The organism is Mesorhizobium sp. RCC_202 (genome assembly GCF_041355295.1).
In the GTDB taxonomy this organism is placed as follows: Bacteria; Pseudomonadota; Alphaproteobacteria; order Rhizobiales; family Rhizobiaceae; genus Mesorhizobium.
In genome coordinates, this window is the sequence record NZ_JBFUPO010000004.1 from 121,116 (window position 1) to 140,635 (window position 19,520).

General features: G+C 63.9%; 16 protein-coding genes and 1 pseudogene. 9 read left to right on the plus strand and 8 right to left on the minus strand.

Annotated features, from left to right (window positions below; genetic code table 11):
- Positions 1–8 precede the first annotated feature (8 nt).
- From AB6802_RS10800 to AB6802_RS10810, 3 genes are all read right to left on the minus strand, one after another.
- Complete coding sequence (locus AB6802_RS10800; RefSeq protein ID WP_371010085.1) at positions 9–686, minus strand: GntR family transcriptional regulator; 678 nt, start codon at positions 684–686, stop codon at positions 9–11.
- A gap of 185 nt (positions 687–871) precedes the next feature.
- Positions 872–1,849, minus strand: coding sequence for a transketolase family protein (locus tag AB6802_RS10805; RefSeq protein WP_371010086.1), 978 nt, complete (start codon positions 1,847–1,849; stop codon positions 872–874).
- Positions 1,846–2,733 (minus strand): transketolase, encoded by an 888-nt coding sequence (locus AB6802_RS10810; protein WP_371010087.1) that lies wholly within the window; start codon positions 2,731–2,733, stop codon positions 1,846–1,848. Before AB6802_RS10810 ends, AB6802_RS10805 begins: the two co-directional genes overlap by 4 nt.
- Positions 2,734–2,865: 132 nt before the next feature.
- On the opposite strand from AB6802_RS10810, the pseudogene AB6802_RS10815 reads away from it, so the two are divergent.
- Both AB6802_RS10815 and AB6802_RS10820 read left to right on the plus strand, forming a co-directional pair.
- Positions 2,866–4,202 (plus strand): annotated as a pseudogene (locus AB6802_RS10815) (aminotransferase).
- An 11-nt stretch (positions 4,203–4,213) separates the two neighbouring features.
- On the plus strand, positions 4,214–5,677 hold the full coding sequence (locus AB6802_RS10820) for an NAD-dependent succinate-semialdehyde dehydrogenase (RefSeq protein WP_371010088.1): 1,464 nt from the start codon (positions 4,214–4,216) through the stop codon (positions 5,675–5,677).
- Between the two features lie 17 nt (positions 5,678–5,694).
- Here the strand turns inward: AB6802_RS10820 and AB6802_RS10825 are convergent, their stop codons facing one another.
- A complete protein-coding gene (locus tag AB6802_RS10825; protein WP_371010089.1) occupies positions 5,695–6,372 on the minus strand; it encodes a GntR family transcriptional regulator in 678 nt (225 codons plus the stop codon).
- 84 nt (positions 6,373–6,456) lie between these two features.
- Positions 6,457–7,125, minus strand: coding sequence for a VOC family protein (locus AB6802_RS10830; RefSeq protein WP_371010090.1), 669 nt, complete (start codon positions 7,123–7,125; stop codon positions 6,457–6,459).
- 30 nt (positions 7,126–7,155) lie between these two features.
- Between AB6802_RS10830 and AB6802_RS10835 the strand changes: the two genes are divergently transcribed.
- The gene (locus tag AB6802_RS10835) at positions 7,156–8,076 is read left to right on the plus strand and encodes an aminotransferase class IV (protein ID WP_371010091.1); all 921 of its coding nucleotides are present in this window, start codon (positions 7,156–7,158) and stop codon (positions 8,074–8,076) included.
- On the plus strand, positions 8,073–8,849 hold the full coding sequence (locus AB6802_RS10840) for an SDR family NAD(P)-dependent oxidoreductase (protein ID WP_371010092.1): 777 nt from the start codon (positions 8,073–8,075) through the stop codon (positions 8,847–8,849). Before AB6802_RS10835 ends, AB6802_RS10840 begins: the two co-directional genes overlap by 4 nt.
- A gap of 2 nt (positions 8,850–8,851) precedes the next feature.
- Here AB6802_RS10840 and AB6802_RS10845 read toward each other — a convergent pair whose 3' ends face one another.
- The 3 genes from AB6802_RS10845 to AB6802_RS10855 form a co-directional block, all read right to left on the minus strand.
- Positions 8,852–11,038, minus strand: a complete 2,187-nt coding sequence (locus tag AB6802_RS10845; protein WP_371010093.1) for a thiamine pyrophosphate-dependent enzyme — start codon at positions 11,036–11,038, stop codon at positions 8,852–8,854.
- Between the two features lie 164 nt (positions 11,039–11,202).
- Complete coding sequence (locus AB6802_RS10850; protein WP_371010094.1) at positions 11,203–12,324, minus strand: NAD(P)/FAD-dependent oxidoreductase; 1,122 nt, start codon at positions 12,322–12,324, stop codon at positions 11,203–11,205.
- Between the two features lie 2 nt (positions 12,325–12,326).
- Entirely contained in the window at positions 12,327–13,016 is a 690-nt protein-coding gene (locus AB6802_RS10855) for a GntR family transcriptional regulator (RefSeq protein WP_371010096.1), read from the minus strand.
- Between the two features lie 158 nt (positions 13,017–13,174).
- Here AB6802_RS10855 and AB6802_RS10860 point away from each other — a divergent pair, with 158 nt between their 5' ends.
- From AB6802_RS10860 to AB6802_RS10880, 5 genes are all read left to right on the plus strand, one after another.
- The gene (locus tag AB6802_RS10860) at positions 13,175–14,545 is read left to right on the plus strand and encodes an aspartate aminotransferase family protein (protein WP_371010097.1); all 1,371 of its coding nucleotides are present in this window, start codon (positions 13,175–13,177) and stop codon (positions 14,543–14,545) included.
- 242 nt (positions 14,546–14,787) lie between these two features.
- Positions 14,788–15,846, plus strand: a complete 1,059-nt coding sequence (gene torT / locus AB6802_RS10865; protein ID WP_371010098.1) for a TMAO reductase system periplasmic protein TorT — start codon at positions 14,788–14,790, stop codon at positions 15,844–15,846.
- Positions 15,847–15,993: 147 nt separating this feature from the next.
- Positions 15,994–17,478, plus strand: a complete 1,485-nt coding sequence (locus AB6802_RS10870; protein WP_371010099.1) for a sugar ABC transporter ATP-binding protein — start codon at positions 15,994–15,996, stop codon at positions 17,476–17,478.
- Positions 17,478–18,509: an ABC transporter permease gene (locus AB6802_RS10875; RefSeq protein WP_371010100.1), complete on the plus strand. Its 1,032-nt coding sequence runs from the start codon at positions 17,478–17,480 to the stop codon at positions 18,507–18,509. Before AB6802_RS10870 ends, AB6802_RS10875 begins: the two co-directional genes overlap by 1 nt.
- Positions 18,506–19,495, plus strand: coding sequence for an ABC transporter permease (locus AB6802_RS10880; protein WP_371010101.1), 990 nt, complete (start codon positions 18,506–18,508; stop codon positions 19,493–19,495). The genes AB6802_RS10875 and AB6802_RS10880 overlap by 4 nt, the downstream gene beginning before the upstream one ends.
- Positions 19,496–19,520 lie beyond the last annotated feature (25 nt).

Consider the following 19,520-nt stretch of genomic DNA (forward strand, 5'->3'; position numbering starts at 1 on the left):
CCCGCGCCTCAGGACGCGACGAAGCCTTCATGGGCTTGCAGGAAGCGCAGGAAATCCTCGCCGCCTAGGATGAGGTCCTGCTCCATGGCGGCGCGGGCCTTTTCCGAATTCTTTTCGCGCAGGCCTTCGATCACCGTCAGATGCTCGGCGGCGCCGACATATTTGTGCTCACCTTCCTTGAAGAAGACGGTGAGCATTGGCCCCATCGACACCCACAGGCTCTCGATATGAGCGACCAGCATTTCCATGCCGGAGAGCCGGTAGACGGTGAAGTGGAAGTCGCGGTTGTAACGGAAGGAGAGTTCCGGATCACCGGCGCGATCCGCCTTCTCGAACACTTTCTGGATGGCGGTAAGCCCGTCGATGTCTTCCTTGGTGGCGTTTTGCGCGGCAAGCCCGGCAGCGAGACCCTCGAGCGAGAGCCTGATGGTGCGGACCTCCATGTAGCGGGCGAGCGTCAGCGCCGGCACGGTGACGAAGCGGCCCGAGCGCAGCTCCAGGCCGCGCTCGCTAACCAGCCGCAGACAGGCTTCGCGGGCAGGGGTGACGCTGGTGCCGAGCTGGTCGGCAAGATCCTGCATCACCAGGCGCTGGCCTGGCCGGAACTGCCCCGCGATCAAGCCTTCGCGAAGCGCCACATAGGCGCGCACGGAAAGATTGCCCTGTTCGAGCGGCTGGATGTTCACGGCAAAGGTCTCCTCGTGCCGGCGGTGATTCTACAAGATATAATCAATAGATCGTTTTGCCGTTTCACGGAAACGGCGAAACGCTCTATCCCTTTGTTTTAAAGCAATTCCGAACGGAAAACCGCTCACACTTTTCCTGAAATTGCTCTGACGCTTTTCCCTCACTGTATTGGTCAGCCGGCTGTTCAGGCGAGCAGCGACTGGGCGACGCTTTCGACGCCGGCGGCATCGAGCTTGTAATGGCGATAGAGATGAGTCGGCGGCGCGATCAGGCTGTACTCGTCCTTGATGCCGTGGCGCACGAGACGCGCGCCGCCGCCTTCCTCGGCCATCACTTCGGCGACGGCGCCGCCGAGGCCGCCGAGGATGTTGTGTTCCTCCACCGTCAGGACGATGCGCGACTTGCGCGTCGCCTGCATCACCGCTTCACGATCTAGCGGCTTGATCGTGTGCATGTCGATCAGGCCGACGGAATGGCCCTTGCCGTTCAACGCCTCCATCGCCAGCTTGGCCGAATTGACCGCCATGCCGCAGGCGATGATGGTGAGATCGTTGCCGATGCCGTGGATCACCGCCTTGCCGAACTCGAACGGCGCGTCATCGGCGTAGACAACCGGATCGTGGCCGCGCGAGATGCGGAAATAGATCGGCTGCGGATGATGGACGGAAGCGCGCAGCGCCGCCGCGAATTGCGGGCCGTCCGCCGTCGAGACGACCGTCAGGTCCGCGATCGAGCGCATGATGGCGATATCTTCGGTCGCGTGGTGCGAGGTGCCGTAGAAACCGAGCGAGATGCCGGTATGGTGACCGATAAGGCGGACCGGCTGCGCGCAATAGGCGACATCCATGCGGATCTGCTCGCAGCAGAGCAGCGCCAGGAAAGAGGCGAAGGTCGCGACATAGGGCATCACACCCGTCGTCGCCATACCGGCAGCGGCCGAGACCATGTTCTGCTCGGAAATGCCGAACTGCGTGAAGCGCTCCGGAAAGCGCCGGGCAAAGCCGACGAGGCCATTGGAATGCTGCAGGTCGGCGGTGCCGGCGACGACCGGGTGGCCGGCTTCGGCGAGCTCGATCAGCGTGTCGGCCAAGGTGGCAAGCGAGGGCGCGCGCTTGTTGAGCTCGCGATACTGCCAGCTGTCAGGGTGCAAGGCTGCGCTCATTTGGCACCTTCAAGGATCATGTCGCGAGCGCGTTCTTCGTCTTCCGGCGCGAGATAACCGAGATGCCAGCCGGGTTCGGTTTCCATGTAGTCGACGCCTTTGCCCTTGAGTGTCCTGGCGATGATGCAGCATGGCTTTTCACGGTTGCTGTCGGCCTTGACCTTGCGCAGCAAATTGGCGAGCGCCACGACATCGTGGCCGTCGACCTCGTGCACCTCCCAGCCGAAGGCGCGCCATTTCTCGTCCAGCGGCTCGACCGCCGCGACATCGTCGACCTTGCCGTCGAGCTGATAGCCGTTGCGGTCTATGATGGCGACGAGTTTGCTCAAGCGATGCGTGGCGCCGCTGATGGCTGCCTCCCACACCTGGCCTTCCTGCATCTCGCCGTCGCCGAGCAGGACGAAAACGTTGAAATCCTGCTTCTGGAAGCGGCCGCCGAGCGCCATGCCGACGCCGTTGGACAAAGCATGGCCGATCGAGCCGGAGCTGAAATCGACGCCCGGCACCTTGCGCATATCAGGGTGGTCGCCGAGCGGGCTGCCGAGGCGGGTGTAGTCGTCGAGCCAGGAGCGGTCGAAGAAATCGAGATCGGCGAGGATGGGGAACTGGCCGACGGCGGCGTGGCCCTTGCCCATCAGGAAGCGGTCGCGCTCCGCCCAGTTCGGCTCGCCGCGACGGATGCGCATCGTGTCGTAATAGAGCGTGGCGAAAATCTCGGCGCAGGAAAAGACGGATGAGTAATGGCCGACCTTGGCGATCGAGATCAGGCGGACCGTTTCCAGCCGCACGAAGCGCGCGCGTTCGCGCAAAAGTGCTGCCTGCTCGTCCGATATCCCGCCACCGCTGCTGTTGCTCGGCCATCGGCTCGCGCCTGAAGACGCCATGCTCAATCTCCTCCGGTTTCCGTTGTCTCACTCTCGACATCTTATAAGTTATAAGATATTGACTTGACCCGCAACAACAATCGTCTGCCTTGGGAACAGGACATGCCCCACAATTCCGCTAGAGCCATCGATATGAGCCTGCACCTGCATTCGCAGACCGATCCGCGGCTGCACGAGCAGGACGGCCCGCTGATCATCTCCAGCGGCGACGGCGTGTATGTCGTCGACGATGCCGGCAATCGCTACATCGAAGGCATGGCCGGCTTGTGGACGGCGTCGCTCGGCTTCAATGATCAAAGGCTGGCGGCAGCTGCTGCCGCGCAGTTCGCCAAGCTCGCCAATTATCATACGTTCAACCATCGCTCGAACGAGCCCTGCATCGACCTGATCGAGCAGCTCGCGGCGGTCTCACCAATTCCGGACGGCAGGATATTCCTCGCCAATTCCGGCTCCGAAGCCAACGATACCATGGTCAAGCTCGCCTGGTATCATCAGGCTGCGCACGGCAAGCCGGAAAAGCGCCGCATCATCAGCCGCAACGGCGCCTTCCATGGCAGCACGGTGATGGGCGCGGTGCTGAGCGGCCTGCCACATATGCACCGCTCCTTCGGCATGAATGTCGACGATGTGCTTTATGCCGCCAAGCCGCATTTCTACCGTGAAGCGCGGGACGGCGAGAGCGAGACGGATTATGCCGGCCGGCTTATCGACGAGCTGGAGGCGATTATCCTGGCGACCGGCCCCGACACGATCGCCGCCATGATCGCCGAGCCGGTGATGGGGGCGGGCGGCGTGATCGTGCCGCCGCAAGGCTATTTCGCCAAGCTGCGCGAGCTGCTCGACAGATACGAAATCCGCTTCTGGCCGACGAGGTCGTCTGCGGCTTCGGCCGCACCGGCAACTGGTTCGGCAGCCAGACCTTCGACTTCGCGCCCGACATGTTCTCCGTCGCCAAGGGCCTCTCCTCCGGCTATCTGCCGATCGCCGCTGTCGTCGTCTCGGATGCGGTCTACCAGGCGATCGCCGACGAGGCCCACGGCAACGGCGTGTTCGGCCACGGCTTCACCTATTCGGGCCACCCGGTTGCCTCGGCCGTCGCTGCCGAGGCACTGCGCATCTATCACGAGATCGACGTCGTCGGCCGCGCGCGGACGCTTGGACCGCAACTGCTGACCGGGCTTCGCGATGCGCTTGGCGATCACCCGATGGTCGGCGAGGTGCGCGGCATCGGCCTGCTGGCCGGGATCGAGCTGGTTGCCGACCGGCGCACGAAGCAAAGCTTCCCGGCCGAAGCGAGGATCGGCGCGCAGGTCGAGCGCGCCTGTCGCCAGCGCGGCATCATCCTGCGCAATATGGGCGACGTGCTGGCACTCTGCCCGCCTTACATCATCGAGCCGGACCAGATCGACGAACTTGTCCGCGCGCTCGCGCTCGCCATCGAAGACACCAAGAAGAACCTCTCACTCTGAGATTTGCCGCCATGACCATCAGCATCAGACAGGACAGAACCGTGTATCCCGAAGTCGGGCTTTTCATCGACGGCCAATGGGGCCCGGCAAGCGGCGGCAGGACGCTTGAGGTCCGTAACCCGGCGACCGATGAAGTCATCGGCTCGGTCGCGATGGCAAGCACCGCCGATCTCGACCGTGCGCTCGCTGCCGCCGAGCGCGGCTTCAAGGTCTGGCGCAAGGTGTCGGCCTTCGAGCGCGGCAAGGTGATCCGCGAGGCGGCGCGGCTGATGCGCGAACGCGCCAGCCGGATCGCCGGCCTGCTTAGCCTCGAACAGGGCAAGCCGCTGGCGGAAGCCATGACCGAGGTGCTGCTGTCGGCCGACCTGCTCGACTGGTTCGCGGAAGAGGGGCGCCGCACCTATGGCCGCATCGTGCCGGCGCGGGTGAGCAATGTGCATCAGATGGTGCTGCGCGAACCGGTTGGGCCGGTCGCAGCGTTTACGCCATGGAATTTTCCCGTGTCACAGACGATCCGCAAGATCGGCGCGGCGCTTGCCACCGGATGCTCGATCATCGTCAAGCCGCCGGAAGAGACGCCGGCTTCGCCTGCATGCCTTGCCGATGTCTTCAAGGATGCCGGGCTTCCCGACGGCGTGCTCAACCTCGTCTATGGCAATCCGCCGGAGATTTCGGGTTACCTGATCCCGCATCCGGTGATCCGCAAAGTGTCGTTTACCGGGTCGGTTCCGGTCGGCAAGCAGCTCGCCGCGCTCGCCGGCCGGCATATGAAACGCGCGACCATGGAACTCGGTGGCCACGCACCGGCGATCGTCTTCGACGACGCCGACCTCGACAATGCGGCGAGCCTCCTGGCAACCGCGAAATTCCGCAATGGCGGCCAGGTTTGCGTGTCGCCGACGCGCTTCCTCGTCCAGGAAAAATCCTATGGACCGTTCATTGAAAAGCTCGTCGATCATGCTCGCGCGGTGAAGGTTGGCGATGGGCTGGCCGAAGGCACGCGCATGGGGCCGCTGGTCAACGAGCGGCGGCTGCAGGCGGTCGAGGCGATGATTGCCGAAGCGGTGGCCGACGGCGCCAGGCTTGAGACCGGCGGCCAGCGGATCGGCAACAAGGGCGCTTTCTTCGAGCCTACCGTGCTCAGCGATCTGAGGCCCGACATGCGCGTCATGAACGAGGAGCCGTTCGGGCCGGTGGCGCTGGTCATGCCGTTCAGGACTTTCGATGAGGTGGTGACTGAGGCAAACCGGCTGCCCTACGGTCTGGCGGCCTACGCTTTCACGGGCTCCCTGAAGACGGCGACCGAGCTCGGCGCGGAGATCGAGACCGGCATGCTGACGATGAATCACCTTGGCCTGGCGTTGCCGGAAGTGCCCTTCGGCGGTGTGAAGGATAGCGGCTATGGTTCCGAAGGCGGCTCCGAGGCGCTCGAGGCCTATCTCGTCACCAAGTTCATCAGCCAGGCGGGGTTCTAGCCTAATGCTGATTCAGGCTAGGCAAACATCTCGTTATGCTGCTCGAGCTGCAGGCGGGTGCGGCGGATATGGCCGTAGAGGATGAGGCCGGCCTGCTCGCCGTCGCGTCGCATCAGCGCTTCGAGGATCAGCCGGTGCTCGTGATGCACCGCCGCCATGCCGGCCTTGCCGACCGAGGCGGCGAAAGCGCGGCGGTATTGCTGGGTGGTGTTCCAGAATTTGTGGATCATCTGGACGAGCTGGGGCATGCGCGCGCCCTCATAGCTCAGGAGATGAAATTCGCGGTCGAGCTGCAGGAATTCGTCGATGCTGTCGACAGACTCGATGCGGGAGACGAGGTCTTCGAGACGCACCAGGGTTGCCGGGCTCAGGTTGGCGCTGCTTTCGGAAAGCGCCAGCGGCTCCAGCCGCTCGCGGATCTTGTAGATCTCGATGCATTCGGCGCGGTCGAGCTTGGAGATCCAAGCGCCGCTGTTGGGCACGAGGATGACCAGCCCCTCGCTCTCCAGCTGCCGCAGCGCCTCGCGCACCGGGATGCGGCTGATGCCGAATTCCTCGGCGAGCTCCTCCTGTCGAACGCGGCTTCCCGGCCGCAAGCGGCCGGACAGGATGGCATCGCGCAGCGCGTCGGTGACCCGGCCGCTGGCGAGGGCGGCGCCGTTGCCATCCGCTCCGCTCGGCGCTTTGCCTGCCATATTTCGCATTCCCCGTATCATGATGCTTCCGGCGAAGATGTTAGGACATCGGCGCGCCGGTGGAAATCGGCACCGGCTCGCCGCTCACAGCTTAGGGTTGGCCGGGTGCCAGAGCCGCCGTTCGGTGTCGCGCTCATAGGCCTTGCCGGCGGGAAACGAGACCAGTTCGAGCTGCATGCCCCAGGGGCTCAGAAAATAGACCCAGCTCTGTCCGGCGCTCGGCCCCCGGGTGCGCACCGTGGGTTCGCCCAGCACGCGCACGCCCCGCGATTTGAGATAGGCGACGGCTTCGTTGATGTCGTCGACATAGAAGGCCAGATGATGCCCACCGACATCGCTGTTGCTGGGCGGAGTGCTGTTCTGGTCGGGAGCCGTGTATTCGAAGATCTCGAAGTTGGAACCATGCCGGCAGCGCAGGAATTTGAGCCGTTTCATGAGCGTGCGCGGATGAACGTTCAGATGGGTTTGCATCCAATCCGTGTCGGACTGGAAAGGCCCGAGCTCATAAAAAGCCTCGCAGCCGATGATCTCGACGAAGAAGTGGACGGCTTGATCGAGATCGGGAACGGTGAAGCCGATATGATCCGTGCCGCGCAAGCCGGGAAGGCCCGCAGCTTGTTTGGTGGTGTCCCGGACGGTGATGGTTTCGCTGTGCATGACGTCTCGCTGTTTCAAGACGACCGTATCCAACGAATGGCCTATGGCAAGAGAAATGCCTGTTCTGGCTGAATGAGTTTGCTTGATTGTATCCAATAATGGCTCCAGGCATTGGTGGAGGATTCGATGAACAACAAGACGCAACACGACCCGGCGCCGGGCATTGCCTATGTCAACGGCAGCTATATGCCGCTTGCCGAGGCCTCCATTCCGCTCACCGATCGTGGCTTCGTCCGATCCGATGCGACCTACGACGTCACCCATGTCTGGAAGGGTCGCTTCTTCCGGCTGGACGATCATCTCGAGCGTTTCCAGGCTTCGATGCGCGGTCTGCGCATGAGCCTGCCGCTGTCGAAGGCGGAGATGACCGACATCCTGGTCGAATGCGTGCGCCGCAGCGGGCTTCGCGACGCCTATGTGCAGATGACGTGCACGCGCGGTGTGCCGCCGGCAGGTACCCGCGATCCACGGCTTTGCCAGAACCGCTTCTACGCCTTCGCGCAGCCTTTCGTCTGGATCGCCAATGAGGAGCAGCGGCGCGACGGGCTGAAGATGGTGGTAAGCTCGGTGCAGCGCATTCCGCCGGAATCGCTCGATCCGCGGCTTAAGAATTTCCACTGGCTGGATCTGACGATGGGTATCTTCGAGGCCTATGACAAGGACGCTATCGTCGCCGTGCTCAATGATGGCAAGGGCAATGTCACGGAAGGCGCGGGCTTCAATGTCTTTGCGGTGAAGAACAATGTCATCACCACGCCGGACCGTGGCGTCTTCGAAGGCATGACGCGCCGCACCGTGATGGAGCTTGCGAGCGAGGCCGGCGTCATTTGCGAAACGCGGCCGCTGCCGATCGAGGAATTGCGCGACGCGGACGAAATCTTCATCTCGAGCTCGGCCGGCGGCATCATGCCGGTAACGGCGCTCGACGGCCGCATCTACGGCAACGGCAAGCCGGGACCGATCACCAACCGCATCCACGATCTTTACTGGGCCGCGCATCGGGAAGGGCCGCTTTGCACGCCGGTCGATTACGGGGTGGTGGCGTGAGCGCGGATACGGCGCAACGCGTGTTCCTGGTGACGGGCGGCACACGAGGTATCGGTGCTGCCTGCGTCGAGCGGCTGGCGGCGGATGGCGCGCGCGTCGTCTTCACCGGGCGCGACCAGGAGGCGGCCGACGATGTGCTGGCGGCGGTTCCGGGAGCGGTCTTCGCCCCGGGCGATGCAACCAGCGAGGCCGATTGCAAGCGCGCGGTGGAGATCGCTCTGGAGATCGGCGGCGGCCGCATCGCCGGTCTCGTCAACAATGCCGGCACAGGCGCACGGCTCGCCTTCGAGCGAACCACGGTCGCCGACTGGAACCGGACGATGACGGCCAACACCACCTCGGCCTATCTGTTCACGCGCCACGCGCTGGCGGGTCTGCGGGCAGGGCGCGGCGCGGTGGTGATGATCTCGTCGGTCGCAGGCCTGGTCGGCGAGGAGGGGCTCGCGATCTACACCGCCTCCAAGGCGGCGCTGATTGGGCTCTCTCAGGCGCTGGCGCTCGAATATGGCTCCGAGGTGCGCTTCAATGCAGTATGCCCAGGTCAGATCGCCACGCAGATGATGGCCAAGACACTGGCCATTCCGGGCCGCCGCGAGCGGCTGGAAAAGCGTATTCCGGCGGCGCGGCTGGGTACGCCCGAGGATGTCGCCGAAGCCGTGGTCTGGCTGTTGTCGCGCGCAGCAAGTTTCGTCAATGGCGCGGTGTTGAGCGTCGATGGCGGCGAGACGGCCGGCTTCATCACGCCGCCCGACGATCCGATGGCTGCGAGCTGACCTTAGCTCAGCGGCCGGCCCTGGTCGGCCATGACCTGGCGCAGGCCGCGTTCGATATCGGCCGAGCGGGCGCAGGCAGCGGCTTCAAGCACTTTGGAGATGCTGGGCGAAGCTTCGCCGCCATGGACGCGCTGGATCGGCTGGTCGAGCCAGTCGAAGCAGCGGTTCTGGATTTCGGCGGCGAGGATGCCGCCGTAGGACGTACCGCGCGCGCCCTGTTCGACCACCAGCACATTGCCGGTCTTGCGGATCGAAGCCTCGATGGTCTCCCAGTCCAACCCGGCGCGGTCGAGCGAACGCAGGTCAATGACCTCGGCATCGACACCTAGGCGTTCGACCGCTTCCTGCACCGGCCGCACCATGGCGAGATAGGTCAGGATCGTCATCGACGTGCCCTGGCGCACGACCTTCGCCTTGCCCAACGGAATGAAGTAATCGAGATCGTCGACCGGCGCCGGACCGGTGGAATTGTAGAGATCGACATGCTCGATGACGAGCACCGGGTCCTTGCAAAGCAGCGCGCTGTTCATCAGCCCGACATAGTCGAACGGCGTCGACGGGGCGACGATGCGCCATCCGGGCGAGGTGGCAAAGATGCCGGCCGGATCCATCGAATGCTGCGAGCCATAGCCGGTGCCCATCGCGACCTTGGTGCGCAGCACCAGCGGCACTTCGATGTCGCCGCCGAACATGTGGCGCGCCTTGCCGATCTGGTTGAAGACCTGGTCGGCGGCCACCCACATGAAGTCCGGATACATGAACTCGACGACCGGAATGTAGCGGCCATCCATGGCGATGCCGCCGCCAAGGCCGGTGAAGGCGGCCTCGCTGATCGGCGTGCCGAGCACCCTGTCCGGAAAGGCAGCGGCAAGGCCGCGCGTGGCGCCATTGGTGCCGCCCTTCAACCGGTGCACGTCCTCACCCATGATGACGATGCGATTATCCTGGGCCATACGGCGATGCATGACGTTGGCGACCGTGTCGATGAACTTCGCATCGCTGGCGATGGCGCCGCTAAAAGTCTCCAGTTCCTCGGTGCGCTGCGCTGAGAGTTCGGAGAGATCGCCGCGAATGCCGCTGTCGCGGAAACCCTCGTCCGGCCACAGCGTCGCCTTGATGCGGTTCTTGCCGTCGACCTGCTCGACGAGCTCGGCGGCGACATCGGCCATGAGGGCAAGGGCGCGCTCGCGCAACGCCGTCACGCCGCTGGCGCCGATGATCTGGCGCTCGCCCATTTCGCTGGCCAGGCGGTCGAGCGGGTCGCGTGTCCGCCAGGCCGCTTCCTCGGCCTTGTCGCGATAGCCGAAGGCGCTGCCGGGTAGCGGCCCGTTCTGATGGAAATAACGATAGACATCGGCCTCGATGATCGTCGGGCCGCCGCCATTGCGCATCACCGCTATGGCCTCGTTCGTCGCCATGTAGACGGCGAGCGGATCCATGCCATCGACTTTCCAGGCTGGAATGGCGAAAGCCGATCCGCGCGCCGACAAGCGCGGCTCGGCGGTCGCTTCCTCGACATGGGTCGAGACTGCATAGCGGTTGTTCTCGATGAAGAAGCAGAGCGGCAGCTTCCAGGCGGCGGCAATGTTCATCGTTTCCAGCACCGAGCCGATGTTGACGGCGCCGTCGCCGAAATAGGCAAAGGCAACGTCGCCCTTGCCGGCGCGCTTATGCGCCCAGGCCGCACCGGCCGCCAGCGGCACGCCGCCGCCGACAATGGCGTTGGTGCCGAGATTGCCGGCTTCTGCCCAGCGCAAATGCATCGACCCGCCGCGCCCGCGGCAGAAGCCCTGTGCGAGCCCCAGGATTTCGGCCAGCGATTTTTGCGCCAGGCCGCGAATAGCCGACGAAAAATCGACTGCCGGAGAAAGCCCGTCGGGCGCGACATAGCGGATCGACTTGGCGAGGAACTGGTGGTGGGCGCGATGCGATCCATTGATCTGGTCGGTGGCGCGCATCAGCGCGGCCGAGCCGACGGCGCCGCCTTCCTGGCCGACCGCCGAATGCGCCGGCCCATGCACCAGGCCCTGGGCGGCAAGCTCCAGCACCTTCTCCTCGAAGGCGCGGATGAGATGGGCTGAAACCAGCATGGATTCCAGCACCGCCGGGTCGGCGTCATCCCAGTCGGCGCGGGTGCTGCGGAGCTCGCGCCATGGAGCCGAGGGGGCCAATGTGGTGTAGTCGGGCATCACGGATCCTGGCTAGCTCGTACGGAATAAGCTTATTGGATACGATAAGCGTGAGTATCGCGCTTTGAAAGCCATAATTCAGCTGTTTCTGATGCCAAATGGATACATTCATCAAGCCAGGCGCTATGACGGGCGAGCGGTCTTGATGCTGCGGATTGGCGTTCTCAGTCTGTCGGAAGCGCGAGGGCGCGCGTCACCTCTTCGGCAATCGCCAGGCTTGAGGTCAGCCCCGGGCTTTCGATGCCGAACAGATTGACAAGACCCTGGGTGCGGTGGGCCGCCGGGCCTTGGATGACGAAGTCGCCGTCGGCTTTGCCCTGGCTCGACAGTTTCGGCCGGATGCCGCTATAGGCGGGCTGCAGGGCGCCATCGGCGAGGTCCGGCCAGTATTTGCGGATCGCGCCATAGAAGCGTTCGGCGCGCGCGGGATCGACGCGGTAGTCGAGGGTGTCCGTCCATTCGACGTCCGGCCCGAAACGGGCCGTGCCGCCGAGATCGAGCGTGAGATGGACGCCGAGGCCACCTGGTTCCGGCACCGGATAGACGAGCCGCGAGAACGGTGCCCGGCCCGCCACCGAGAAGTAGTTTCCCTTGGCGTAGCGAAGTGTGGGCAGGAATTGCCGGTCGAAGCCTTCGAGCGAGCCGGCGAGCGCAACCGCGCTGAGACCGGCCGCGTTGACGAGACGCGAAGCCGCGATCTCGAACGCTTCGCCGGTCGTCGTGTCCACGGTCTGGAGGACAAAGCGGGCAGCCTCGATGCGGCCCGAGACGATGCTGGTGTTGAGCGAGAGCATGGCGCCGTTGTCTTCGGCGTCGCCGAGCAAGGCGAGCATCAGCGCATGGCTGTCGATGATGCCGGTCGACGGCGAGAGCAGCGCCGCCGTGCAATGAACGGCCGGCTCGAGCGCTTTCGCTTCGACGGCGGACAGGAAGCGAAGATCGTCGACGCCGCAGGCGACGGCATTGGCGTGGATGGAGCCGAGCACCGGCTCCTGCGCCGCGTCGGTCGCCACGATCAGCTTGCCGGAGCGGCGGTGCGGGATCGCGTGGTCGGCGCAGTAGCGGTAGAGCAGCTCGCGTCCAGCGAGGCAGAGCCGGGCCTTCAGCGAGCCTTGCGGGTAATAGATGCCGGCGTGGATGACTTCCGAATTGCGGGAACTGGTGCCGGTGCCGATGGCGTCCGCCGCCTCGAGGATCAACGTCTCGAGGCCCTGCGCGGCAAGAGCGCGCGCAACGGCAAGACCGATGACGCCGGCGCCGGCGACAATGCAATCGACTTGTTCCATGCCTAGTCTGCCCTGGCCTCGTCGGCCGCGCGCCGGCGCAAGAGCCGTTCGAGAATCACGTTTCCACCTTCGGTGATGTCGGCGATGATCGCACGCTCTGCGGCATCGGCATCGTTTTTTTCCACTGCGGCAAGCACGGCATGGTGGTTGTCGATCATGCTGCGTCCACCCTCATGATAGGATTCCGCGATCAGCGGGCCCATCTGCAGCCAGAGCCGGTTCAGGATGCCGCGCAGCACCACCATGTCGCCAATGTCGGCCAGCGCGAAATGGAAGGTCTGGTTTAGCTCCAGGCCTTCGGTCCAGTTCCTGTTGGCAATCGCGCGCTCGTTGCGGACGATCAAGTCGCGCAGCCGTTCGACATCCTTGGCGGTGGCCCTGAGGGCGGCCTCGCGCGCGGCAAGGCCCTCCAGCTTCAACCTGATCTGGCGGATCTCCCGGTAGCGCTCGAGTGTTATGATGGGGACACGCACCTCGCGCGCCGATTTCTGCACCAGCGCCTCGTCCTGGATCAGGCGCAGGATCGCATCGCGCACCGGCGTGACGCTGGTGCCGAGCGACTGGGCGAGGTCGCGGATGGTCAGCCGCGCGTCCGGTGCGAAGCGCCCCTTGATCAAGGCTTCGGCGACGCGCGCATAGACGGTCTCGCCGAGATTTTCGCGGTCGAGCGTCTCGAAACTGAAGCCCGCCATATCGTGTCATCCCCGGTTTTTTGTTGCCCGGCCAAAATGGCCTTGACACTATATCTTATAAGAAACATGATGCATCAAACAGCATAAAGCAAGAGGGAACTGCAGGCCCTACAATGAGGGAGGGCAGGGCCGCTTGAACGCTTGCAGCAGGAGCCGTCATGGACGACAGACCGAATTCCCCCGAAGCTCGCGATATCCGCTACCACATGCATGGCTACACGAACGCCCGCAGGCACCAGGAAGCCGGGCCGCTGGTCATCGAAAAGGGCGATGGCGTCTATGTCGAGGACATCTCCGGCAATCGCTACATCGAGGCGATGGCGGGCCTGTGGAGCGTCGCGGTAGGCTTCTCGGAAAAGCGGCTGGTGGACGCCGCGACGAGGCAGATGTCGAAGCTGCCTTTCTATCATGACTTCGGCTCGAAAGCGCATTCGCCGCTGATCGACCTGGCCGAGAGACTGGTGCAGATGGCGCCGGTGCCGATGAGCAAGGCCTATTTCACCAATTCCGGCTCCGAGGCCAACGACACCGCGATCAAGATGATCTGGTACCGGTCGAATGCGCTCGGCCAGCCGGCGCGCAAGAAGATCATCAGCCGCAAGCGTGGCTATCACGGCGTCACCATCGCCTCGGCAAGCCTGACCGGCCTGCCCACCAACCATCTCTCCTTCGACCTGCCGATCGCCAACATCCTTCACACCTCGACGCCGCATCATTGGCGCGATGCCGAGCCCGGCGAGAGCGAGGAGCAGTTCTCCGCCCGCCTTGCCGACGATCTGGAAAAGCTGATCCTCGCCGAAGGTCCCGAAACCATCGCCGCGTTTATCGGTGAGCCGATCATGGGCGCGGGCGGCGTCGTGGTTCCGCCTGCCGGATACTGGGAGAAGATCCAGGCGGTGCTGTCGAAATACGACATCCTGCTGGTGGCCGACGAAGTGATCTGCGGCTTCGGTCGCACCGGCGAGATGTTCGGCTCGCAGACCTTCGCTATCCGCCCTGACATCATGGTTCTGTCGAAGCAGATTTCCTCCTCCTACCTGCCGATCTCGGCGCTGCTTATCAACGATAAGGTGTTCGAGCCGATTGCCGATGAAAGCAACCGTATCGGCACCTTCGGGCACGGCTTCACCGGTGGCGGCCATCCGGTGGCCGCGGCGGTGGCGCTGGAGAACATCAAGCTGATCGAGGAGCGCGACCTTGTCGGCAATGCGCGCAAGGTCGGCGCGCATCTGCAGGCGCGGCTGCGCAAGCTTGCCCCGCATCCGCTGGTGGGCGAGGTGCGCGGCGTCGGCCTGATCGCTGCCGTCGAACTGGTGGCCGACAAGGCGACCAAGGCGCCATGGGGCAAGCCGGCCGCGCTCGGCGCGCTGGTCAACGGCTTCCTGCAGCAGAACGGCGTCATCTCGCGCAACATGGGCGATGCCATCGCCTTCTGTCCGCCATTGATCATCACCGAGGCCCAGATCGACACGCTGGTCGATGCCTTCGAGCGATCCCTCGAAGCGGCGCTGCCGCAGGTTCATCCGTAGGCTGGAAACATGTTCCGCCCAGCGGTGCCTTAAATGAGCGAGTGCTGCTTCACGCGTTGACACATAAGATATAAGATGTAAGTTACGAAATAGCGAAATGGATACATAGGAACGCAATACCCGCCTTGAAAGTTTGAAATGCCAACAGAGAAGTGGCAGATTGGATACAAAGAGACGGTCGGACCAACCGATCGATGGATCAACCTGCGAGCCCACAGGGCGCGTTCAAATGGGAGACTGATATGAATGGATTGACGAAATCACTGGCCCTGGCGCTGTCGGCGACCGTGCTGTCGGCCGGCATGGCGCATGCCGCCGACTGGTGGCCTTTCAAGATCGCCTCGGCGAAGGACGGCGATCTGAAAAAGGTGGGTGAGATCGAATACAAGCCGCTCGACAAGGCGCAAAAGCCATGGAAGTTGTGCGTGCTCTTCCCGCATCTGCAGGACAGCTATTGGGTGTCGGTCGACTACGGCATCGTCGAGGAAGCCAAGCGCCTCGGCGTCAAGGTGACGGTGCTGCAGGCCGGGGGATACACCGCCCTGCCGAAGCAGATCTCGCAATATGACGACTGCGTCGCGGCCGGCGCCGATGCGATCCTGATCTCGGCGATCTCCGAAGCCGGCGTCGCCGCCAAGATCAATGAAGGCATGGGCAAGGGCATCGTCAACATTGCGGTAGCCAACCCGATCCTGGAGACGCCGATCACCGCCCGTATCACGCCCGATTTCTACCAAAAGGGTTTCCAGACCGGCGAGTATGTGAAGAAGTATCTCGGCGACAAGCAGGGCACCGCTGTCGCCTTCCCCGGTCCGCAGGGGAGCGGCTGGGCCGAAACCTACATGAACGGCTTTCGCGACAGCACCAAGACCGGCAACATCAAGCTGGTCGGCGAGATGTTCGGCGAGGCCAGCGTGCCGGCGCAGCTTCGCCTCGTCGAGGACGCGCTGCAGACCCATCCGGACGTCAACGTCATCTGGGGCGGCGCCCCGACGGCGGAAGCCGCGATCGGCGCGGTTGCCGATGCGGGCCTGAGCAACGTGACGATCATGTCGTCCTATGAAAACCAGACCATGCTGAAGGCGGTGAAGGACGGCCAGGTGCTGGGCTTTGCCACGGAATATCCGGTCATCATGGGCCGTATCGGCGTCGACCTCGCGGTCCGCGCGCTGGAGAAAAAGGATCACGAAAAGATCCTGCTGGTTGCTCCGGGCATCGTTACCAAGGACAATGTCGACAAGATCGACACGACCCAGATCTTCGCGCCCGACAATTGGCGCCCCGAATTCTCGGTCGAATAACGTCGAGGCATTTCGCGAATTGATCGCGATCCTCCCGGCCTGACCGCCGCGTGGCGGTCAGGCGACTTGTTCTACGCAATTCCGGATGGAAAACCGCTGTGCACTTTTCCTGGAATTGCTTGTACCGGCTTTGGGCCTTTGGATGAGATGCTGGAAGTTACAGGATTCACCAAGAGATTCCGCGGCGTCGCCGCGCTCGACAATGTCGACTTCTCCCTCAACGAGGGCGAGGTGCACGCATTGCTTGGTGAGAACGGCGCCGGCAAGTCGACGCTGATCAATCTCATTGCCGGCACATTCCCCTGGGCCGAGGGCGTCTACCGCGTCAACGGTCGCACAGTCACCAGCCTGACCCCGCAGGTGGCGCAGGAAATCGGCATCGCCGCCGTCTTCCAGGAATTCAGCCTGGTTCCGGATCTCACCGTGGTCGAGAACATCTTCCTCGGACGCGAGCAGTCGTCCGGGCTGTTCCTGAAACGCAAGCAGATGCGCCAGGCAGCAGTCGAGCTGCTCGACAGCCTCGGCTTCCATCTGCCGCTCGACGAGAAGGTCGCGTTCCTGTCGCGCGCGCAAAAGCAGATGGTCGAGATCGCCAAGGCGCTGCGCATGCGGCCGAAGGTTCTGATCCTCGACGAGCCGACCGCGTCGCTCACCGACGGCGAGGCGGAGAAACTCTTCAACGCCATAGGTCTGCTCAAGGCGCGCGGCGTTGGCATCATCTATGTCTCGCACCGCATGAGCGAGATCCGCAATCTCTCCGACCGCGTCACCGTGCTGCGCGGTGGCAAGAAGATCGGCACGGTCGTGACATCGGAGATTTCGGATGAGGGGCTGATCGAGATGATGGTCGGCCGCCCGGTCGAGCAGCTCTTCCCGAAGATCGAGCACAAGCCCGGCGCGATGCGGCTCGAGGTTCGCGACCTCACCACGCAAAAGCACTCCGTCATCGGAGCCTCGTTCACGGCGCGCGCGGGCGAGGTGGTCGGCCTTGCCGGTCTGGTCGGCTGCGGGCGCAGCGAACTGTGCCGCGCCGTCTTCGGCCTCGAGGCAATCGAGACCGGCACGATCAGCCTCGGCGACAAGATTGTCGAGCGGCCAACGCCGACGTCGATGCTCGCCGCCAATGTCTGCTACTTCCCGGCTGACCGCGGCTCGGAGGGCCTGGCGCTGGCGCGTCCGGCGCGCGAAAATGCGACCATGAGCTCGCTCGACCTGCCGGAATTGTCATCCGGTCCGTTGCTGAAATTCTGGCGCGAGACCGAGACCATCAAGACCCCGCTCAGCAATCTTGCGCTTAGGCCGATGGCGCCGGAGCGCAAGGCCTCGGCCTTCTCCGGCGGCAACCAGCAGAAGCTGATGCTGGCGCGCGGCCTGATGAAACCTTTCGATGTCTATCTGTTCGACGAGCCGACGGTCGGCATCGATGTCGGCGCCAAGGTCGATGTCTACAACCTCATCAAGTCGCTGGTGGAGGCCGGCGCCTGCGTTGTCGTCTCGACATCCGAATTGCCCGAGCTGATCAACCTCGCCGCGCGCGTCTACGTCATGCATGAGGGCAAGGTCGTCGCCGAACTTGCCAAGCATGAGCTCAGCGAAGCCCAGGTGCTGTCGCACTATTTCGGAGGGCACTGATGAGCGTTGAGACGGCAAGCATGACACCGGTCGTCGCCAATGCTCCCGCGCATCGGGCAAGCCGGCTCGATCGGTTCCTCATGCAGGGCGGCATCGTCATCACCTTTCTGATCGTTGCTGTGGTTGCCACCACTGTGATCGAGCCGCGCTTCCTCAACCGGCTCAATCTGCTCAACGTCATGCGCAATTTCTCGCTGCTGCTCATTCCGTCGCTGGCGCAGATGCTGGTGATGACGGCTGGCGGCTTCGATCTTTCGGTCGGCGCGGTGGTGGCGGCGACTTCGGTGGTGACGGCAGCGGTGATGCTGGTCGGCAATGGCTATTTCCCCGGCATGGAGATCGCCGTCATTCTGACGTCGTTCGTCATCGCGCTTGGCCTCGGCGCGCTTGTCGGTGCGGTCAATGCCGGGCTGGTCGCGACCTTCTCGCTCTCGCCCTTCATGGTGACGCTGGCGATGATGTCGGTGCTGATGGGCATCGCGCTCTATTTCACGCAAGGCATACCGATCTATGGCGTCACCGACAGCTTCATCGCCAATGTCGGACGCGGACAGTTTCTCGGCTTGCCGATCGTGCTTTGGGCGGCGCTCGGCGTGCTTGTCGCCTGTATCGTCATGCAGCGCTTCACCGCGCTTGGCCGCCATATCTATGCGGTCGGCAGCGATCCGCGCTCGGCGCGTCTTTCCGGCGTCGCCACCGGCCGCACGCTGATCATCGCTTATATGCTCGCCGGCCTGCTCGCCGCGCTCACCGGTTTCCTGATGACGTCGCGGCTTGGCTCTGGACAATCGACCATCGGCGGCACGTTGGCGCTCGAGACCATCGCCGCCGCGGTCATCGGCGGCGTCTCGCTGCGCGGCGGCGTAGGCCGTGCCGAGTTGGTCGCGCTTGCAGCACTCTTCCTTTCGGTGATCGCCAATGCGATGAACCTGGTGCAGGTCGACAGCAAGTATCAGACGCTGGTGCTGGGCGCGGTCCTGATCATCGCTTTGGCCATCGAGCGGCTTCTGTTGCGGAAGCGGCAGTCATGAGCACCGAGGTCAAGATCCAACCGATGGCTCAAACCTCCAGCCTTTCCCTGAAGGATATCCTGCGCGCCGCACGGTTGCCGGTCGCCATCGTCGTCGTGCTCATCCTGTTCGGCCTGGTCGAGCCACGCGTGCTGTCCATTGCCAATTTCCGCAACATCGCTGTCCAGGCCAGCTATCTCGCGATCTTCGCCATGGCGCAGACCATGGTGCTCTTGACCCGCGGCTTCGATCTGTCGCTCGGCTACAACGTCTCGCTGATCAGCGTTGCGGCCTCGATGGCCATGGTGGCGATGGGCGGCGGCGATGTCTCGATCCTTTATGGCGTCGGCGCGGCGGTGTTGATCGCCGGCGCGATCGGTGTTGCCAATGGCGTGCTGATCGCCGGCGTCGGCATCAACCCGCTGGTGACGACGCTCGGCATGGCCAACATCGTGCTGGCCCTGGCATCCACCATCAGCGGCGGCTTTCCGGTCACCGGCCTGCCGAAAAGCCTGACCGCCGAGTTCGCGCAGGGCTCGATGCTTGCCATCCCGATGCCGATCTGGATTGCCGTGCTGGTGTTCGTGCTCCTGTTCCTGACACTCAAGGCGACGCGCTTCGGCCGCAGCCTCTACATCATCGGCGCCAATCCCAAAGCGGCCGTGGCAGCAGGCATCCGCACCGTGCCAGTGCTGATCCTCGCCTACACGCTCTGCGCGCTGCTGGCCGCGCTCGGCGCGCTGCTGCTCACCGCGCGCACCGGCTCGGGTGAGCCGAACCTTGGCGGCAATCTCACACTGGAAGCGATCGCGGCCGCCGTCGTCGGCGGCGTGCGGCTGTCGGGCGGCGAGGGCGGCGTCGGTGCTGCCGTGCTCGGCGCGCTGTTTGTCACCGTGCTCTCCAACGGCATGAACCTGGTGCAGATCGACGGCTATCTGCAGCAGATCTGCCTTGGCGTCATCATCATCGTCAGCCTGATCGTCAATCGTGACGAAGCCAGGCGCTGAGACCTCACCAAACATTCGGGAAGCG